15 protein-coding genes are annotated in these 18,579 nt (G+C 71.0%); 10 read left to right on the top strand and 5 right to left on the bottom strand.

What is annotated here, in order from left to right; all coding sequences use genetic code 11:
* Positions 1-90: 90 nt before the first annotated feature.
* From ACZ3OF_RS08175 to ybaK, 4 genes are all read left to right on the top strand, one after another.
* Positions 91-1,692 (top strand): oxidoreductase, encoded by a 1,602-nt coding sequence (locus ACZ3OF_RS08175; RefSeq protein ID WP_361669421.1) that lies wholly within the window; start codon positions 91-93, stop codon positions 1,690-1,692.
* Between the two features lie 139 nt (positions 1,693-1,831).
* Positions 1,832-2,869, top strand: coding sequence for a hypothetical protein (locus ACZ3OF_RS08170; protein ID WP_361669423.1), 1,038 nt, complete (start codon positions 1,832-1,834; stop codon positions 2,867-2,869).
* 5 nt (positions 2,870-2,874) lie between these two features.
* On the top strand, positions 2,875-3,612 hold the full coding sequence (locus ACZ3OF_RS08165) for an LON peptidase substrate-binding domain-containing protein (RefSeq protein ID WP_361642362.1): 738 nt from the start codon (positions 2,875-2,877) through the stop codon (positions 3,610-3,612).
* Positions 3,613-3,624: 12 nt separating this feature from the next.
* Positions 3,625-4,122 (top strand): Cys-tRNA(Pro) deacylase, encoded by a 498-nt coding sequence (gene ybaK / locus ACZ3OF_RS08160; protein WP_467303476.1) that lies wholly within the window; start codon positions 3,625-3,627, stop codon positions 4,120-4,122.
* Between the two features lie 122 nt (positions 4,123-4,244).
* Here the strand turns inward: ybaK and ACZ3OF_RS08155 are convergent, their stop codons facing one another.
* The 4 genes from ACZ3OF_RS08155 to ACZ3OF_RS08140 all read right to left on the bottom strand — a co-directional run bounded on the left by ACZ3OF_RS08155 (position 4,245) and on the right by ACZ3OF_RS08140 (position 8,081).
* Positions 4,245-4,880 (bottom strand): DUF2567 domain-containing protein, encoded by a 636-nt coding sequence (locus ACZ3OF_RS08155; RefSeq protein WP_467303475.1) that lies wholly within the window; start codon positions 4,878-4,880, stop codon positions 4,245-4,247.
* Positions 4,881-4,914: 34 nt separating this feature from the next.
* Positions 4,915-5,661, bottom strand: coding sequence for an ABC transporter permease (locus tag ACZ3OF_RS08150; RefSeq protein WP_361669769.1), 747 nt, complete (start codon positions 5,659-5,661; stop codon positions 4,915-4,917).
* 130 nt (positions 5,662-5,791) lie between these two features.
* The gene (locus ACZ3OF_RS08145) at positions 5,792-6,772 is read right to left on the bottom strand and encodes an ABC transporter ATP-binding protein (RefSeq protein WP_361669430.1); all 981 of its coding nucleotides are present in this window, start codon (positions 6,770-6,772) and stop codon (positions 5,792-5,794) included.
* A gap of 28 nt (positions 6,773-6,800) precedes the next feature.
* Positions 6,801-8,081 (bottom strand): NYN domain-containing protein, encoded by a 1,281-nt coding sequence (locus ACZ3OF_RS08140; protein ID WP_467303473.1) that lies wholly within the window; start codon positions 8,079-8,081, stop codon positions 6,801-6,803.
* A gap of 226 nt (positions 8,082-8,307) precedes the next feature.
* Between ACZ3OF_RS08140 and ACZ3OF_RS08135 the strand changes: the two genes are divergently transcribed.
* Positions 8,308-8,478 carry a hypothetical protein gene (locus tag ACZ3OF_RS08135; protein WP_361432994.1) on the top strand — a complete coding sequence of 57 codons (171 nt, stop codon included), beginning with the start codon at positions 8,308-8,310 and terminating at the stop codon, positions 8,476-8,478.
* Between the two features lie 91 nt (positions 8,479-8,569).
* On the opposite strand, the gene dnaE is transcribed toward ACZ3OF_RS08135, so the two are convergent.
* Positions 8,570-12,109, bottom strand: a complete 3,540-nt coding sequence (dnaE, locus tag ACZ3OF_RS08130; protein ID WP_361669434.1) for a DNA polymerase III subunit alpha — start codon at positions 12,107-12,109, stop codon at positions 8,570-8,572.
* Between the two features lie 235 nt (positions 12,110-12,344).
* Between dnaE and ACZ3OF_RS08125 the strand changes: the two genes are divergently transcribed.
* From ACZ3OF_RS08125 to ACZ3OF_RS08105, 5 genes are all read left to right on the top strand, one after another.
* The gene (locus ACZ3OF_RS08125; protein ID WP_467303472.1) at positions 12,345-13,679 is read left to right on the top strand and encodes a DUF2252 domain-containing protein; all 1,335 of its coding nucleotides are present in this window, start codon (positions 12,345-12,347) and stop codon (positions 13,677-13,679) included.
* Between the two features lie 81 nt (positions 13,680-13,760).
* Positions 13,761-14,450: a hypothetical protein gene (locus ACZ3OF_RS08120; RefSeq protein ID WP_361669439.1), complete on the top strand. Its 690-nt coding sequence runs from the start codon at positions 13,761-13,763 to the stop codon at positions 14,448-14,450.
* 77 nt (positions 14,451-14,527) lie between these two features.
* On the top strand, positions 14,528-15,343 hold the full coding sequence (locus tag ACZ3OF_RS08115; RefSeq protein WP_361669441.1) for a thioredoxin domain-containing protein: 816 nt from the start codon (positions 14,528-14,530) through the stop codon (positions 15,341-15,343).
* A gap of 223 nt (positions 15,344-15,566) precedes the next feature.
* Entirely contained in the window at positions 15,567-17,216 is a 1,650-nt protein-coding gene (locus ACZ3OF_RS08110; protein ID WP_361669444.1) for an alkaline phosphatase D family protein, read from the top strand.
* Positions 17,217-17,543: 327 nt separating this feature from the next.
* Positions 17,544-18,509, top strand: coding sequence for a zinc metalloprotease (locus ACZ3OF_RS08105; protein ID WP_361669447.1), 966 nt, complete (start codon positions 17,544-17,546; stop codon positions 18,507-18,509).
* Positions 18,510-18,579 lie beyond the last annotated feature (70 nt).

The raw sequence follows: 18,579 nt of genomic DNA, 5'->3' as shown, positions 1-18,579 counted from the left end.
GCTGACCGTTAGCGTTCAGTCCGTCACTCAGCGGGAAGAACGGCTGTACGAATCCAGGGAAGCGGATTCGTGGAAAGCGAGGGGGCGGCAGTGACCGAGCCGCACGAGGACGGAATGCCGGACGGTCTGACGGGCCCGGAGCGGGCCATGTGGCGGGCCTTCCGGATCGGCAGGAGCTGTGATCTGAGCGAGGGGGACGCGGCGCGGGACGACCCCTTCGGCGCCGAGGTGTGGGGCGAGCAGCGCAGTGTGCGCGCCGAGGTGGTGGCGCTGCTGCTGCTCGACGGCCCGCAGGCGCGCTCCGGGCGGGTCGCGGCGCTGAAGCTGCGCGGGGTGCGGATCACCGGCGTGCTCAATCTGGCCGGCGGGACGATCGAACCGTACGTGGAGTGGAACCGCTGCCGTTTCGACCAGGAGATCGTGCTGCCGGAGGCGCGGTTCGGCACGGTGCGGATGGTGGAGTGCGCGATACCGCGGCTCGAGGCGGCGCGGCTGCACACGGAGGGCGATCTGCATCTGCCCCGGTGCCGGGTGCAGCGGGGCATCCGGCTGACGGACGCGCAGATCGGCACCGACCTGCTGATCAACCAGGTCCGGGTGTGGCCGGACCGGCGCGGCCGGGCGATCACGGCGGACGGTCTGGTGGTGGCGCAGGACCTCCAGGCGGAGCTGATCGAGACGTACGGCGAGCTGAGCCTGCGCGGGGCGAAGGTCGGCGTGTCGCTGAGTCTGCGGGGCAGCGTGCTGCGTGGCGCGCAGCAGCGGCGCGCGCTGAACGCGCCGCAGCTGACGGTGGAGCGCTCGCTCTATCTGAACGCGGCGTGGGTGTACGAGGGCTCGGAGAACTCGACGGCCACTCCCCCGTACGGCGTGGGGTACACCCCGGTGCGCGGGGCCCGGCGCAAGCCCGTGGAGTGCCATGGCGGGGTGCGGCTCGACGACGGGCGGTTCGGCGACGCGGTGGACCTGCACTACGCGCGGTTCGTGCTGAACGGGGCGAGCCGCGAGGAGGTGTCGCTGCGCCGGATCGCCACACCGGAGCTGCGGTTCAACGGGGAGCGCCCGGAGGAGGGACGGGTGGTGCTCAACGGCGCCCGTGTGGTGACGCTGATCGACCTGTCCACGAGCTGGCCGGGCCCGGGCGGGCTCTCGATGAACGGCTTCGTCTACGAGAACCTCGTGCCGTACGGACACTTCCCGCTGACGCGCCGCCTCGAGTGGGTGGCGGCGGCGACCCCGGAGTACGCCCCGGAGCCGTACGAACGGCTGGCGACGGTGCTGCGCAACAGCGGGGAGGACGCGGACGCCCGGGTGGTGCTGCTCGCCAAGCAGCGCCGGCGCCGGGAGACGCTGCCGGTGGCCGGGAAGCTCTGGGGCTATCTCCAGGACTGGACGGTGGCGTACGGCTACCGGCCGGGCCGTGCGGCGCTGTGGATGGCGGTGCTGTGGGCGGCGGGGGCCTGGGCGTTCTCCCGCTACGACCCGCAGCCGCTGAAGGCGGAGGAGTCGCCGAACTGGAGCGCCACGCTGTACGCGCTGGATCTGCTGCTGCCGGTGATCAATCTCGGCCAGGACGGCTACTGGCGGCTCGAGGGGCTGTGGCAGTGGGCCGCGACGGCGCTGATCCTGCTCGGCTGGGTGCTGGCGACGACGGTGGCGGCGGGAGCGTCGAGGCTCTTGAGGCGGGGGTGACGGGTGGGGCGTGAGGGGCGGATTGTGCCGACTCCCACCCCTTTCTTTACGCTGTCTTGACCTCCCGCAGGACAACTTTCCCGCCGCTACCAAAGCTTCACAGTCCCCCACTGGCGCCGCCCCTACCTGCGGTTTTTGAATGGTCCGCACGATGTCTCTCCTCCGCGCCCTGATCGGCACCGCCCGTATGGTCCGGCTTGCACCGCGGCTCCACGCCGCCCTGCCGCCGGACGACGACGTGCTGCTCGACGCGCCGGACGACAGACTCGCCCCGGCCCTGGTGGCGGCCGCGCTCGCCGACCCCGAGCCCGCGGCCAAGCTGCTCGCGACGACCCGGGACGGCGCCGAATGGGAGAAGCGGGACCGGTACGTGGCGCGGCTGGCGACCTTCGCGTACAGCCGTGACGAGTGGCTCGCCCACTGGCTCGCCGTCTCGCCCCGCGACCCGGACGCGCTGCTCGTCAAGGCGGAGCTCGCGGTGCGCAGGGCCTGGGAGTCGCCGGCCCGCTCCGAGCGGCTGCGTGAACTCGGACCGCTGATCGACGCGGCCGCCGAGGCCTCGCCGCGCGACCCGGTGCCGTGGCGGCTCGCCCTGGACCACGCGCGGGGCACCCATGCCGGGCACACGGCCTTCGAGTCGCTGTGGGAGCAGGCCGTGCGCCGCTCCCCGCACCACTACGGCTGCCATATCGCCGCGCTGCGGTATCTCTCGGCCCAGTGGTACGGCTCGCATCACGAGTGCTTCGACTTCGCGGAGCAGGCCGCCGAGGACGCGCCGCCGGGCTCCCTGGCCCGGGCCCTCCCGGTCAACGCCGCGTTCGCCCAGCTGCTCGCCGACCCGGTCCCCCTCCAGGGCCACCGGATCGACGCCGCGGCGGACCGGGGCATCGCGCTGTCGGCGGAGTTCCCCGAGGGCGACCCCTGGGCCGCGGAGGTCCGCAACCTGCTGGTGTACGTGCTGGTCAGGCGGGGGCGCTGGGCGGACGCGCTGGAGGAGTTCCGGAAGATCGGCCCGTACGCCACGACGTTTCCGTGGGGGCTCGTCGAGGACGATCCGCTCGCCGCTTTCCTGGAGACGAGGGACCTGGTGCGGGCCGAAGCGGGCCGCACGGCGCCGCGGCGCGGAGCCCGAGCCGGACGGGCCGGACGGGGCGCGCCCGGCGGCCATTACTCTTGACCGCTGTGACCACCGCTCGCCTGCCCCTCTTCCCGCTCAACGCGGTGCTGTTCCCGGGCCTCGTGCTGCCCCTGAACGTGTTCGAGGAGCGGTATCGCGCCATGATGCGCGAGCTGCTCAAGACCGACGAGTCGGAGCCGCGCCGATTCGCCGTCGTCGCGATCCGTGACGGCCGCGAGGTCGCGCCGACGGCGCCGGGGATGCCGGACCAGACGGCGCTGCCGGAGAAGGGGCCCGGAGCGGGCTTCGGACCGGACCCGATCCAGGCCTTCCACCGGGTGGGCTGCATCGCCGACGCGGCGACCATCCGGGAGCGGTCGAACGGCAGCTTCGAGGTGATGGCAACGGGGACGACCCGGGTGAAACTGCTGTCGGTGGACGCGACGGGGCCGTACCTGGTGGCCGAGATCGAGGAGATCCCGGAGGAGCAGGGCGACGAGGCGGGCACGCTCGCGGAGGGCGTGCTGCGGGCGTTCCGGAGCTACCAGAAGCGGCTGGCGGGGGCGCGGGAGCGGTCGCTGACGACGAGTGACCTGCCGGACGATCCGTCGGTGGTGTCGTACCTGGTCGCGGCGGCGGCGGTGCTCGACACGCCGGCGAAGCAGCGGCTGCTGCAGGCGCCGGACACGGCGACGCGGCTGCGGGAGGAACTGACGCTGCTCCGGTCGGAGACGGCGGTGCTGCGGCATCTGCCGTCACTCCCGGCGGTGGAGCTGACGCGGGCGCCGACGAGCCCGAACTGACGGAGGAGCGCGGTGGCGAAGAAGCAGAAGAAGCAGACGGGCGGCACGCCGGCGACGGTGGCCCTGACTGCCGCCGGGGTGGACTACGCGGTCCACTCCTACGACCACGACCCCGCGTCCCCCTCGTACGGCGAGGAGGCGGCTGAGGCGATCGGGGTGTCGCCGGACCGGGTCTTCAAGACGCTGGTCGCGGACGTCGACGGCGAGCTGACGGTCGCGGTCGTCCCGGTCGCGGGCCAGCTGGACCTGAAGGCCCTGGCCTCGGCGGTCGGCGGCAAGCGCGCGTCGATGGCGGACCCGGCCCTGGCGGAACGCACCACGGGCTACGTCCGCGGCGGCATCTCCCCCCTGGGCCAGCGCAAGCGCCTCCGCACGGTCCTGGACGCGTCGGCCTCGACGCACACCACGATCTGCATCTCGGCGGGCCGCCGGGGCCTGGAAGTAGAACTGACCCCGGAAGCCCTGACGACCCTCACCGCTGCCCTCCTGGCCCCCATCGGCCGCGCCTGACCCACGGGGGGGGCGCAGCCCCCCGTCTCGTCAGAGTGTCGGGAAGGGGTGGGGTGGGGGAAGTCCCCGCCCCCGTCACGCGCAGTGGCGGCCGGCCCCGGGGTGGGCGGGTCCCCGCGTCCTCAGGCCTTGTCGCCGTCCCCCTCCGGGGGCCATTCCAGTTCTGGGTCCCTCGGGCCGAACAGGGCCGTCAGGGACAGGTGGACGATCATCGCCGCGAGCGGCCACGCCAGCATCGCCCCCGCCCACATCTCCAGCTTCAGCGGCGCGTCGAACTGCACCCCCGCCCCCACCTCGCGCGCGTGCGCGACCACGTCGTGCGTCGGCCCCAGGAACGTCCCCACGCCCCACCCGAGCAGCGACCCGAGCACACCGCCCCCCGCCAGCGCGAGCACGAGACCCACACCGCCGTGCCGGTGGAACAGGAAGACCAGCGCCGCCGCCGCCGCCCCGAACCCGAGCGCCAGCAGGACGAACGTCCCGTCCGCCCCGACCGCCGACTCCCCCTCGCTGTTCCGCAGGAACACCGCCTTGCCGTCCGAGATCAGCGGAACCCGCGGCGCCAGCCACAGCCACAGCAGTCCCAGCACCACCCCGGCGACCGTCGAGACCGCGGCCACCACCGCGGCCTGCCGGAGCTCCGTGGCCACGCCCGGGGCACCGTCGCCCGGCGGCATCGGCGGATAGGGCGAGGGCCATCCGTCCGGCGGCACGGCGTCGTTCGGCGGCTGGTGAGGCGGTGTCAGAGGTGCGGTCACCCCGCCATCGTGCCAGGTACGGGAACGACCCGCCTCAGCGGACCGCCGCCCGCCGGTACGCCCACGTCGCCACCGCGAGCGACGCCACCCCGACCGCCCCGCACACCGCGAGGTCGAGCCCGACCACCGCCCAGTCCGGGTTCGCGTCGAACGTGCGGGCCAGCGCCTCCACCCCGTACGTCGACGGCAGCAGGTCCCGCGCCCAGCCGACCGGCCCGGGCAGCCGGTCCGCCGGCAGCACGCCGAGCAGCAGCGCGGCCGACATGCCCAGCTGCCCGAGCAGCGTCGCGAGCTCCTGACGCGGCGCGAGCAGCCCGAGCGCCGCCCCGAGGCCGGCCAGCGCGGCCCCCGCCAGCGGCACGACCGCCGCGAGGATCCACAGATGGCCGAGCGGCAGCCCGAAGAGCAGCGACCCGATGACCGCGGTCACCACGGTCCCCGGCACGGTGAAGGACGCGTACGCCCCCGCCGCCCCGAGCACGACCGCGGCCGGCGGCACCGGCAGCGTGGCGTAGTGGTCGAGGCCGCCGGTCGCCCGCAGCTGCCCGAAGTACTGGGCGAGCAGATTGAGCGCGACGAACGCGACCACGAGCACCGACGAGCCCGCCACGACGGCCCGCGCCTCCGACCCGCCGTCGACGACACCCCGCATCAGGACCATGATCCCGACGGACTGGAACGTCGCGACGAAGAGCAGCGGTATACGGGACACCCGGGCGCGTGAGAGCTGCGCGCGGTACACGGCGGCGAGCGCCGGCAGCAGCCGGGCGCGCGGCGCCAGCGGTGCGGCGGCGTCCCCGTTCTCGGCCGACGCGCCGACGGCCGAGGCCGGGACGCCCTCGGCCGACGCCGATCCCGACGCGGCCCCCGACGCGGCCTGGGCGGGCACGATACTCACTCCGTACAGCTCCTCAAGCCTTGACCAACCCCTGCGTCTCGCCGCCCAGCGCCAGATACACGTCCTCCAGGCTCGGCGTCGCCAGTGTGAAGTCGTCCAGAGCCGCGAACGCCGCCCCGCCCGTGACCGCCGCCACCGTCGCCCGCGCCTCGTCCGGGGCGAGCCGGAGCGTCCAGCGCCGGCCCGACTCCTGGGCGAGTCCACGCAGCGCGGCGACCTCGGGCACCTCCAGCGGGGCGCGCTCGCGCCACACCAGGTCGACCCGGACCTCGCCGGCGACGCGTTCCTTGAGCCCGGCCGGCGTGTCGCAGGCGATGACCCGGCCCCGCTCCAGGACGGCGACCCGGTCCAGTACGGTCTCGGCCTCGATCACGTTGTGGGTGACGAGCAGCACGGTGGTGCCGTGCTCGGCGCGCCGCCGGTCGACGGCGGACCAGACGGCGCGCCGGGCGATCGGGTCCATGCCGGTGGTGGGTTCGTCGAGCACCAGGACCGGCCGTTCGCCCACCAGGGCGGTCGCGACGCAGGCGAGCCGCCGCTGTCCGCCAGAGAGCTTCTTCAGCGGCCGGCCGGCGAGCTCGGTGAGGCCCAGCTCCTCCAGGACGGCGTCCTTGGCGGCGCGCGCGTCCCGTGCGCTCAGCCCACGCAGCCGCCCGGTGGTCTCGGCGGCGAGGGCGACCGTCAGCTCGTCGAGCGCGGTCGACTCCTGCCCGAGGTAGCCGAGCAGGCGCGCGGCGCGTTCCGGGTGGCGTACGAGATCGTGGCCGAGCAGTTCGACCGTTCCGGAGTCGGGGCGCATGAGCCCGGTCAGCTGGCGGACCAGCGTGGACTTCCCGGCGCCGTTGGGCCCGAGCAGGCCGAAGATCTCACCGCCGTGGACATCGAGGCTGATGCCGTCGGTGGCGCGGATCTCGGGGGTCGCGGGGGTCCCTCGGCGGGCGCGCACGGCGGGGTACGTCTTGACCAGATCCCGCACCACGCACACCGTACTCACGAGGGATGAGCCTACGGGGTCCGTCGGCCTACTCCCCCGCGGGGGCGCGTTCCGCGGCGGCCCGGACGTCGATCTCGCGCCAGAAGCCCGCCCGGATCGCGTACCGGTCGTGCTCGTCGATCTGGTCGTCCTTGTGGGCGAGCAGGCCGAACCTGGCCGCGTACCGGAGGAGTTCGCCGTCGATGCGGTGCGGGATCCTCGGGTACATCACGGACAGCTTCTGGACGTGACTCTGCTCGGGGAGCCGCTCCATCCAGCGGCGGGCGAACACCTGTCCGACCTCGAAGGGATCGCCGCCGACGGTGGTGATGTCCTCCTCCCGGTCGGCCCAGCGCTGCTCGGCGCTGGTGAGCTGGGCGAGGGTGGGCAGGGAGGCCGTCTCGGGCGGCTCGCCGAGCGCGCCGCCGGGCCGCTCGATCCAGCCCTTGTCGGAGGACCAGCGCAGCGTGGCGTTGGTGGCGGGCGGGGTGGCCGGGCCGCCGGGCCCGCGCAGGCCGGCGAGGTCCTTGGGCGTGGGGACGCCCCGGCCCGCGGCGGGTGCGGGAACGGCGGACGCCGGCCCGTCCCCGTCGGCCGGAGGCGCGGAGTCGGCGGGGGCGGATGCCCCGTTGTGCACGGCGGCGGCTTCCGCGGCCGCCGCCTCGGCGGCCCGCTCGGCGGAGGCCGCGAGCGCCGACTCGGGCAGCGGGGCGGAGAGGATGGCCGCGATCTCGGGGCGCGGGGCGGGCGGGGGCGCGCAGAGACCGCTGAGGTCCTTGGCACGGACGGCCCGGGTGATCCAGGCCCGGTCGAGGACCCGGCGTTCGTCGGCCTCGGCGACGAGGTCCTCGGACTGGTTGTAGTCGCCGTCGGCGGCCTGGACGGCCCAGAGGTGGACGGCGACGCCGTGCTCCTTGGCGGACATCAGACCGGGCAGCAGATCGCCGTCGCCGGTCACGAGGACCACGTCGGAGCAGGCCCGGTTCCTTGCCAGCTCGGTGAGCTCGGCGTGCATCGCGGCGTCGACGCCCTTCTGGGCCCAGCGGCCGTCGCTGCGGGTCAGGGCCCCGAGCCGTACGGTGACCCGGGGCATCACCCGCAGCCTGCGGTGCTCGGGCTGGGGCACTCGGTCGGGCGCGCCGTCGAACCAGTAGATACGGAGCAGGGGCTGTTCGGTGTCCGCCTCGGCCCGTTCGCGCAGCCCCTGGATGAGGGCGGCGTGGTCGACGGTGATCCGGGAGCGGGCCGGTTCCCCGGCGAGAAGGCTCGCGGCGGCGCCCAGCAGATAGCCGGCGTCCACCAGAACGACGCAGCGGTCCACGTGTTCCACCCTCTTTCGGGAACCTCGGGATCGGAAGTTGCTTCGGATTTCCTTCGAGTCTGCCCGAACGTGGGGAGGTTGACGGCCGGAACTGGATCATCGGCGTGGCGAATGTCACTCCGCGGTCGACCGGGGTCCCACTCACGGACGGTAATGATCCAAAATGCGACGTTTGACCCCATGTGTGAGGCTGGCAGCGGCCCTGGCCCCGAGATCCCATTGAGGAGGCATCACCATGGCCAAGAATCGAAAGCAGAACCGCAGTCCGCAGCAGTCGCAGGCCGAGCGCGGCGCCCAGCAGGCGCAGCAGTCGTCGATGGAGTCCCAGGCCGAGCAGCGTGCCTCGCAGGTGACTCCCGGTGACATGGCTCGCAAGGGCCGGCAGAAGCGCTTCGGTCACAACTGATCGCGCGTAACCCCGGAAGGGGCGCACCCGTGACGACGGGCGCGCCCCTTCCGCGCGTGTGGGCCCCGGCTTCCGCGCGCGGGGCCGGCCGCTATCCGGCCAGGCAGGACGGGCCGAGCAGCACCTTCAGGTCGCCGAAGAGCGCGGGATCGGGCTGGACCCGGTGCCGGTCGAGCCGCAGGACGGTCGTCTTGCGCGGGCCCTGGAGCTTGATCCGTACCTCGGTGTTGCCCTTGTGGTGCCCGAGGATCTCGCCCAGCCGGCTCACCATCGGCGGGGTGACCTTCACGGTCGGGATGGTCAGGATGACGGGCGCGTTGGTCCCGGCGTTCGACAGGTCGGGGACCATCAGCTCCATGGCGACCAGCCGGGGCACGTCCTCGCGCTTGTCGAGGCGGCCCTTGACGAAGACGACCGTGTCCTCGACGAGCTGCGTGGACACCAGCTGGTACGTGGCCGGGAAGAACATGCACTCGATGGAGCCGGCCAGGTCCTCGACGGTGGCGATGGCCCATGCGTTGCCCTGCTTGGTCATCTTGCGCTGGAGGCCGGAGATGATGCCGCCGATGGTGACGACCGCGCCGTCGGAGTGCTCGCCGCCGGTCAGCTGGGAGATCGCCGCGTCCGTCTTGTCGGAGAGGACGTGCTCGATGCCGAAGAGCGGGTGGTCGGAGACGTAGAGGCCGAGCATCTCGCGCTCCTGGGCGAGCAGGTAGGACTTCTCCCACTCGACGTCGGAGAACTCCACGTCCAGGCCGAATCCGGGCTCGTCGCTCGCCTCGTCGCCCATGCCGCCGAAGAGGTCGAACTGCCCCTCGGCCTCCTTGCGCTTGACCGCGACCACGTTGTCGATCATCGGTTCGTGGTGGGCGACCAGGCTCTTGCGGGTGTGGCCCATCTCGTCGAAGGCGCCGGCCTTGATCAGCGACTCGATGGTCCGCTTGTTGCAGACGACCGCCTCGACCTTGTCGAGGAAGTCGGGGAACGTCGAGTACTTCCCCTTCGCCTTGCGCGACCTGATGATCGACTCGACGACGTTGGTGCCGACGTTCCGGACGGCGGAGAGGCCGAAGAGGATCACGTCGTCGCCCTGGGCGGCGAAGTTCGACTCGGACTCGTTGACGTTCGGCGGCAGGACCTTGATGCCCATGCGGCGGCACTCGTTCAGATAGACCGCGGACTTGTCCTTGTCGTCCTTGACCGAGGTCAGCAGACCGGCCATGTACTCCGCCGGGTAGTTGGCCTTGAGGTACGCCGTCCAGTAGGAGACCAGGCCGTACGCGGCGGAGTGCGCCTTGTTGAAGGCGTAGCCGGCGAAGGGGACCAGGACGTCCCACAGGGCCTGGATGGCCTCGTCGCTGTAGCCGTTCTTCCGGGCGCCGGCCTGGAAGATGGTGAAGTTCTTCGCCAGCTCCTCGGGCTTCTTCTTGCCCATCACGCGGCGGAGGATGTCGGCCTCGCCGAGGGAGTACCCGGCGATGATCTGGGCGGCCTTCTGCACCTGCTCCTGGTACACGATCAGGCCGTAGGTGACCGCGAGCACCTCTTCGAGCGGCTTCTCCAGCTCGGGGTGGATCGGGGTGATCTCCTGCTGCTTGTTCTTGCGCAGGGCGTAGTTCGTGTGCGAGTTCATGCCCATCGGGCCCGGCCGGTACAGGGCGGACACGGCGGAGATGTCTTCGAAGTTGTCGGGCTTCATCAGCCGCAGCAGCGAGCGCATGGGGCCGCCGTCGAACTGGAAGACGCCGAGGGTGTCACCGCGCTGGAGCAGTTCGAAGGTCTTCGGGTCGTCCAGCGGCAGGGCGAGGAGGTCGAGGTCGAGCCCCTTGTTGGCCTTCACCATCTTGACGGCGTCGTCCATGATGGTCAGGTTCCGCAGACCCAGGAAGTCCATCTTCAGCAGGCCGAGCGACTCGCACTGGGGGTAGTCCCACTGCGTGATGGTCACTCCGTCCGTGTGCCGCACCCAGATCGGGGCGTGGTCCACGATGGGCTCGCTGGACATGATCACGCCGGCCGCGTGGACGCCCATCTGCCGGACGAGGCCCTCCACGCCCTTGGCGGTGTCGATGACCTTCTTCACGTCCGGCTCGTTCTCGTACATCGCCCGGATCTCGCCCGCCTCGCTGTAGCGCGGGTGCGAGGGGTCGGTGATGCCGTTGAGGTCGATGCCCTTGCCGAGGACGTCGGCGGGCATCGCCTTGGTGAGCCGGTCGCCCATGGCATACGGGTAGCCGAGGACACGGGCCGAGTCCTTGATGGCGTTCTTCGCCTTGATCTTGCCGTACGTGCCGATCATGGCGACCTTGTCGGAGCCGTACTTCTCCGTCACGTACCGGATCACCTCGACGCGCCGACGCTCGTCGAAGTCGATGTCGACATCGGGCATCGAGATGCGCTCGGGGTTGAGGAAGCGCTCGAAGATCAGTCCGTGCGGGATCGGGTCGAGGTCGGTGATGCCCATGGCGTAGGCGACGATCGAGCCGGCCGCGGAGCCTCGGCCGGGGCCGACGGCGATGCCCTGCTTCTTGGCCCACATGATGAAGTCGGCGACGACGAGGAAGTAGCCGGGGAAGCCCATCGAGATGATGGTGTCCATCTCGTACTCGACCTGCTTCATGCGGTCGTCCGGGATGCCGTCCGGGAAGCGGCGGTGCATGCCGCGCATGGTCTCCTCGCGGAACCAGGAGACCTCGGTGTAGCCCTCGGGGATGTCGAACTTCGGCATGAGGTTCTTCTCGACGAACATGCCGTCGGTGCTGACCTGCTCGGCGACGAGCAGGGTGTTGCGGCAGCCCTCCTGCCAGGCGTCCGAGGAGTCGACGGCGTACATCTCGTCCGTCGACTTCAGGTAGTAGCCGGTGCCGTCGAACTTGAAGCGGTCCGGGTCGGAGAGGTTCTTGCCGGTCTGGATGCACAGCAGCGCGTCGTGGGCGGTGGCCTCGTGCGCGTACGTGTAGTGCGAGTCGTTGGTGACCAGCGGCGGGATGCCGAGCTTCTTGCCGATCTCCAGGAGCCCGTCGCGGACGCGGCGCTCGATCTCGATGCCGTGGTCCATCAGCTCCAGGAAGTACCGGTCCTTGCCGAAGATGTCCTGGTACTCGGAAGCGGACTTCAGGGCCTCGTCGAACTGGCCGAGGCGCAGCCGGGTCTGCAGCTCGCCGGAGGGGCAGCCGGTGGAGGCGATGAGCCCCTCGGACCACTGGGAGATGGTCTCCTTGTCCATCCGGGGCCACTTCTGGAGCCAGCCCTCGGCGTACGCGTCGGAGGAGAGGCGGAAGAGGTTGTGCAGGCCGGTCGCGTTCGCCGCCCAGATCGTCTTGTGGGTGTAGCCACCGGAGCCGGAGACGTCGTCCCGCTTCTGGTGCGGCTGCCCCCACTGGATCTTCCGCTTGTTGCGCCGGGACTCGGGCGCGACGTACGCCTCGATGCCGATGATCGGCGTCACCCCGGCCTTCTTGGCCGAGTGGAAGAAGTCGTACGCCCCGTGGAGGTTGCCGTGGTCGGACATGGCGATATGGGTCATGCCCATCTCGTTGCACGCGTTGAACATGTCCTTGAGCCGCGCGGCACCGTCCAGCAGCGAGTACTGGGTGTGTACGTGAAGGTGCGTGAAGGGCGGCTTGGTCACGGCGGAAGGCCTCCGGAAACGGCGGGCTACAGGCTGCGGACAGTCTGGGGGGACAGCGTGGAAGTCTACGTCTCCGGACTGACATCAGAGGGATACTGCGGGGCGGAAGCCCCTCGATGGGGGGTGGTGGTCGGGTGACGGGCGGGCGGGCACTCGGGAGTACCGTCGCGCGTTGAGAGACTCGGAACGCCTGTCCAAATTGTCATGAACAGTCTTGCACCAGGAGGCACCCTCGATGTCGGTCACCGAGCCCACCGCCGCCCAGCGCGGTGAGCAGATACTCACCGTCTTCGACACCGCCTTCGGTGAGCTCCTCGCCGCGGACCCCGCCGCCTTCCGCGTGAAGTTCCGCAAGATGGCCGGCTCCGCCTTCGCCTTCTACCGGGGCACGGCGTGCCTGTTCTACGCCGACCTGGAGCAGGAGCGGGCCGGCGGTCCGTATCTGGACGAGCGGACCGGCCGGGTCTGGATCCACGGCGATCTGCACGCGGAGAACTTCGGCACGTACATGGACGCCAACGGCCGGCTGATCTTCAACGTCAACGACTTCGACGAGGCGTACGTCGGCCCCTTCACCTGGGACCTGAAGCGGCTCTCCGCCTCGCTCGCCCTGATCGGCTACACGAAGGCGCTCAGTGACGAGCAGATCACGGAGCTGGTACGGATCTACGCCGCCGCCTACCGCGAGCGGATCCACGCCCTGGCCACCGGCGCCAAGAGCAGCGAATCGTCGGAGCTGCCTCCCTTCACCCTGGACACCGCCGAGGGCCCCCTCCTGGACGCCCTGCGCGTCGCCCGGTCGCTGACCCGCTTCGGGCTCCTGGACTCGATGACGGAGATCCGTGAGTTCGAGCGCCGGTTCTCCCCCGGCGGCGGCTCCATCGAGCTGGACGCGGCGACGCGCTACAAGGTGCTCGCGGCCTTCGACGGCTATCTGGAGACCCTGCCGGAGTCCTCGCTCGCGCGCCCCGACTCGTACCGGGTCAAGGACGTCGTGGGGCGGCGCGGCATCGGCATCGGCTCGGCCGGCCTCCCGTCGTACAACATCCTCCTGGAGGGCAACAGCGACGCCCTGGAGAACGATGTCGTGATCTACATGAAGCAGGCGCAGACACCCGCGGTGTCGCGCCATGTGACGGACGCGGCGGTACGGGAGTACTTCCAGCACGAGGGCCACCGCACGGTCATCTCCCAGCGGGCCCTGCAGGCACACGCGGACCCGTGGCTGGGCTGGACGGAGCTGGACGGCTCCGGGCAGCTGGTCGCGGAGGTCTCGCCGTACGCGGTTGACCTGGACTGGTCGGACATCGACGACCCGGCGGAGATCGCGGCGACCGTGGCCGACCTGGGGCGGGCGACGGCGACGATGCACGCGGCCGCCGACGACTCCAGCGGGCACTCGCTGGTGCCGTTCTCGACGGAGCGGGCCATCGACGCGGCGATCGCGGCCGACGAGGAGGGCTTCGCGGACCTGCTGGTGGACTTCGCGCACAGCTACGGGGCACGCGCGCGTGCGGACCACCAGATATTCGTGGATCTGTTCCGCAACGGCCGGATCCCGGGCCTCTAGGCCGGTCCCCGGCCGGTCGGGGCGTCTCACAGCTCGCCCTTAAGGGCCTCTTACAGGATGGCGTGGCAGACTTCCTCCGCTATGGACATATCAGGGAAGCGGCTCAGAGGGCTGCGGGCGGCGCTCTTCACGGCACTGGTCGTGACGCTGTCCGCCGGCTCGCACGTGCTGCTGTCCCAGGTGCCGCTGCCGCTGCTGACCGTGGGGCTGCTCTCGGTCGGCGTCTTCGCCGTCGCGTACGCCCTGGCCGGTCGGGAGCGCCGCTTCTGGCCGATAGCCGGGCTGCTGGTCCCGCTGGAGCTGGCGGCCGACACGGTCTTCACCGCCGGTCAGACGGTCTGTTACGGCCCCTCCGGCGGCCCGGTCGCCGGTTCGCTGCGCTCGGTGGGCGTGGACGTGCTGTGCGGCGACGCCTTCGGCACCACGCTGCCGGGCGTCGCCGCCCCCGAGAGCGGGACCGCGGCCGCTCTGCTGAGCTCTCCCGCGCCGGCCCTGCCGTGGCTGCTGCTCGCCGCCCATGTGTCGGTCGGCCTGTTCGCGGCGGCCTGGCTGCGGCACGGCGAGCGGGCGCTCGCCCGGCTGCTCTCCGCGGTGGCCGCCTTCGCGTTCCGCCCCCTGATGCTCGTCGTCGCGCTCTTCGGCACTCCGCGCACGGCCCATGGGCGCGGCGGGCGCCCTCTGGACCGGCCGCGCCGGTCCCGTCGTACCCGTCTTCTCGTGCACTCCGTCGGACGGCGGGGACCGCCGCGCCCGGGCTTCGTACTCGCCTGAGCCCTCGCAGTCCCCACCCTTCCGCCCCACGGGCCTTCCGCCCCCACGGGCTTTCGACTTTCACGGAGATCACGACCATGAGCGCACGCAACAGCCACGCCAACAAGGCGGCCGCCCGCGAGCGGCTGCGCGTCGAGCGCGAACGCCAGGCCAAGAAGGACAAGGTCCGCCGCCAGGTGACCGTCGCGGTGTCGGCCGTCGCCGTCCTGGCGGTCGCCGGCGGTGTCGGTTACGCCGTCGTCCAGGCCAACAAGCCGTCCCACTGGGAGTCGGTGGCCAAGGAGTCGAGCGTCACCGCGCCCAAGAACACCGAGGGCACGAACGGCACGACGGTCGTCGTCGGCAAGGCGTCCGCAAAGAAGACCCTGGAGATCTACGAGGACTCGCGCTGCCCGGTGTGCGCGCAGTTCGAGCAGCAGGTGGGCGCGACCGTCGACAAGGACGTGGAGGCCGGCAAGTACAAGCTCAAGTACGTCGGCGCCACCTTCATCGACAACGCCGACCAGGGCGAGGGCTCGAAGAACGCCCTGTCCGCGCTCGGCGCGGCGCTGAACGTGAGCCCCGAGGCCTTCATGAAGTACAAGGCGGCGCTGTACTCCACGCAGTTCCACCCGGAGGAGAGCCAGGACAAGTTCGCCAAGGACTCCTACCTCCTGGAGGTCGCGGACTCGGTCCCGGCGCTGAAGGGGAACGCTGAGTTCAAGAAGAACGTGGAGAACGGCACCTTCGACGCCTGGGCGATGAAGATGTCCGCCGCCTTCGACGCCAGCGGAGTCACCGGCACGCCGACGCTGAAGATGGACGGCAAGGCGCTGACGGTCGAGGGCAGCAAGAATCCGCCGCTGACGGTCGAGGAGTTCAACGCGGCGCTCACCCCGGCGCTCAAGGGCTGACATCGGGCGACGGCCGGTTCGCGGCCGACGGTACGGGTCCGCGGGAGTTCGCTCCCGCGGACCCGTCCCTTTTTGTCCGCACGATCCGGAGAAGCCGGGAAGATCCGGAGACACCCGGATGATTCCGAGGTGCCCGACGGATGCCGACCGCGGGGCGACGAGTGTGCGAACTTTCCGGATTTCGTCTGCCTGTTCGGCATACTGATCAGTAATCTGACTGCCCGTGACCAGTCGACACATATCTTCCGAGCCCACCCGCCGCACCGTCGTGAAGGCCGCCGCCGTCACGGCCGTCGCCACCCCGGCCCTGGTGGGCGCCGCCTCTCCCGCGTTCGCGGGCTCCGAGGCCCCCGCCTTCCTGCACGGTGTCGCCTCCGGCGACCCGCTGCCCGACGGCGTCCTGCTCTGGACGCGCGTCACTCCCACCTCCGACGCCACGCCCGGTTCGGGCAGAGGCCCCGCCGTCACGGTCGGCTGGGAGGTCGCCGAGGACCGGGACTTCGCCCGGACCGTCGCCCGCGGCACCATGACCGCGACGGCCGCCTCCGACCACACGGTGAAGGTGGACGTCCGGGGCCTGCGCCCCGCGACCGCCCACTGGTTCCGCTTCACGGCGGGCGACACCGTCTCCCCCGTGGGCCGCACCCGCACCACTCCGGCGACGGACGCCGCCACCCCCGGCGTCCGCTTCGGCGTGGTCTCCTGCGCCAACTGGGAGGCCGGCCACTTCTCCGCGTACCGCCATCTCGCGGCCCGCGCGGACCTGGACGCGATCCTCCATCTCGGCGACTACATCTACGAGTACGCGGCCGGGGCCTACCCGGATGCCGCGTACTCCGTACGGCAGCACGAGCCGAAGCACGAGATCGTCACGCTCGCCGACTACCGCCTCCGGCACGCCACGTACAAGACGGACGCCGACCTCCAGGCGCTGCACGCCGCCCACCCCGTGATCGCGATCTGGGACGACCACGAGGTCGCCAACGACGCCTGGTCGGGCGGCGCGGAGAACCACACGCCGGGCGCCGAGGGCGAGTGGGCGGCGCGGATCGCGGCCGCGAAGCAGGCGTACTTCGAGTGGATGCCGGTCCGCGCCTCGACCGAAGGCACGGTCTACCGGCGGCTGCGCTTCGGCAAGCTGGCCGATCTGCACCTGCTCGACCTGCGGTCGTTCCGCTCGCAGCAGGCCAAGATCGGCAGCGGCACGGTCGACGACCCGGAGCGTACGATCACCGGCCGCGCTCAGCTCGACTGGCTGAAGTCGGGCCTCGCGAGCTCGGACGCCACCTGGAAGCTGGTCGGCACCTCGGTGATGATCTCGCCGGTCGCCTTCGGCTCGCTGCCGGCCCAACTCCTCGGCCCGCTCGCCGAACTGCTCGGCCTGCCGAAGGAGGGGCTCGCGATCAACGTCGACCAGTGGGACGGCTACACGGACGACCGCAGGGAGCTGCTCGCGCACCTGACGCAGCGGTCCGTCCGGAACACCGTCTTCCTGACCGGTGACATCCACATGGCCTGGGCGACCGACGTGCCGGTGAAGGCGGCGACGTACCCGCTGTCGCAGTCGGCGGCGACCGAGTTCGTGGTGACGTCGGTGACCTCGGACAACATCGACGACCTGCTCCATGTGGCGCCGGGCACCCTCTCCCTCGTGGCGGCCGGGGCGATCAAGGCCGCCAACCGCCATGTGAAGTGGGTGGACATGGACAACCACGGCTACGGCGTCCTGGACGTGACCGCCGAGCACTCGCAGATGGACTACTACACGGTCTCCGACAAGACGAAGGCGGACGCGACGACCGCCTGGGCACGCTCGTACCGGACGAAGAACGGAACGCAGCGCGTCGAGCGCGTGTACCAGCCGGTGCGATGAGATGACTGCATGGTCGATTTTCGGCCATGATCTCTTCTGTTAACGGAAGATCACATCATCACGGCGGGTGGTGGGTTCGGGCGATCGAATCCGGACACACCACCCGCCTCCGTCACCCGGCTCGTTACGTCCGCGTCTCAAACTCCGGAACCGACGAAAGTTCTTCTTCCTGATAACCCGCTTTGCCCCACGAATGATTGGGCTTGATCAATGCTCAACAACGTCTGACATGGACCCGTAATCTCCCCGCGGTGGCGAGGAACTACCTCTCCACGAACCCCCCGCGAGGAGTCACCTGTGCGTGCTCTTGTTCGTATATCGCCGCGTATGTCACGTCGTCTGCTCGGCACCGCGGTCATGGCCGGAACTCTGGCCCTGGCTCCCCTCTCCGCCCCGTCGGCCGCCCCGGCCACCACCACGTCGGCCGCCGGCGTCTCCGCCGAGGAGTGCGTGGACGGTACGGAGTCCCTCTCCGGCGCCCGCAAGGCCCGCGGCGCCGACAACCACGGCCACGAGCCCAACGAGATCTCCGCCGCCCAGGCCAAGGCCATGGACGCGGACCTGAAGAAGAGACTGGAGTCGGTCCGCGCGAGCGGCATGAACTCCACCGCCGCCGTGGTGAACATCCCGGTCTACTTCCACGTCATCCACAGCGGCACCACGGGCAAGCTGAGCGCCACCGCCATCAACAACCAGATGGCGGTCCTCAACGCGGCCTACGGCGGCCAGGGCACCGGCAACGTGAACACCAACTTCCAGTTCACGCTCGCCTCGACCGACTACACGGACAACGCCACCTGGTACAACCTTGCGTCCGGCTCCACGGCCGAGAAGCAGATGAAGCAGACGCTGCGCAAGGGCGGCGCCGGCGCGCTGAACTTCTACACCGCCAAGCTCAGCGGCGGTCTGCTCGGCTGGGCGACCTTCCCGTCCTCGTACAGCTCCAGCCCGTCCATGGACGGTGTGGTCGTCCTCGACTCCTCGCTGCCGGGCGGCTCCGCGGCCAACTACAACGAGGGCGACACCGCGACCCACGAGGTCGGCCACTGGCTGGGGCTGTACCACACGTTCCAGGGCGGCTGCAACGGAGCCGGCGACTCGGTGAGCGACACCCCGGCCGAGAAGAGCCCGGCGTACGAGTGCCCGACCGGCCGTGACAGCTGCGCCAGCAAGGCCGGTGTGGACCCGATCCACAACTTCATGGACTACACGTACGACGCGTGCATGTACCAGTTCACCGCGGGCCAGGTCACGCGGATGAACAGCATGTGGAGCGCGTACCGCGCCGGCTGACACACCGCAGGAAGGAAGGGTGCGGCGGGAGAGCCCCCGTCGCACCCTTCCTTGCGTCCGAGACCTCGTC

It is taken from the genome of Streptomyces sp. NPDC022552, assembly GCF_055561875.1.
The sequence above is the reverse complement of the archived record's forward strand: the minus strand, read 5'-3'. Positions and strand labels throughout refer to the sequence as shown.

Coding starts and splice junctions, on each gene's coding strand:
- ACZ3OF_RS08170 (WP_361669423.1), top strand. CDS start 1,832: ATGGTCCGCACGATGTCTCTCCTCCGCGCCCTGATCGGCACCGCCCGT.
- ACZ3OF_RS08120 (WP_361669439.1), top strand. CDS start 13,761: ATGGACATATCAGGGAAGCGGCTCAGAGGGCTGCGGGCGGCGCTCTTC.
- ACZ3OF_RS08125 (WP_467303472.1), top strand. CDS start 12,345: ATGTCGGTCACCGAGCCCACCGCCGCCCAGCGCGGTGAGCAGATACTC.
- ACZ3OF_RS08105 (WP_361669447.1), top strand. CDS start 17,544: ATGTCACGTCGTCTGCTCGGCACCGCGGTCATGGCCGGAACTCTGGCC.
- ACZ3OF_RS08115 (WP_361669441.1), top strand. CDS start 14,528: ATGAGCGCACGCAACAGCCACGCCAACAAGGCGGCCGCCCGCGAGCGG.
- ACZ3OF_RS08135 (WP_361432994.1), top strand. CDS start 8,308: ATGGCCAAGAATCGAAAGCAGAACCGCAGTCCGCAGCAGTCGCAGGCC.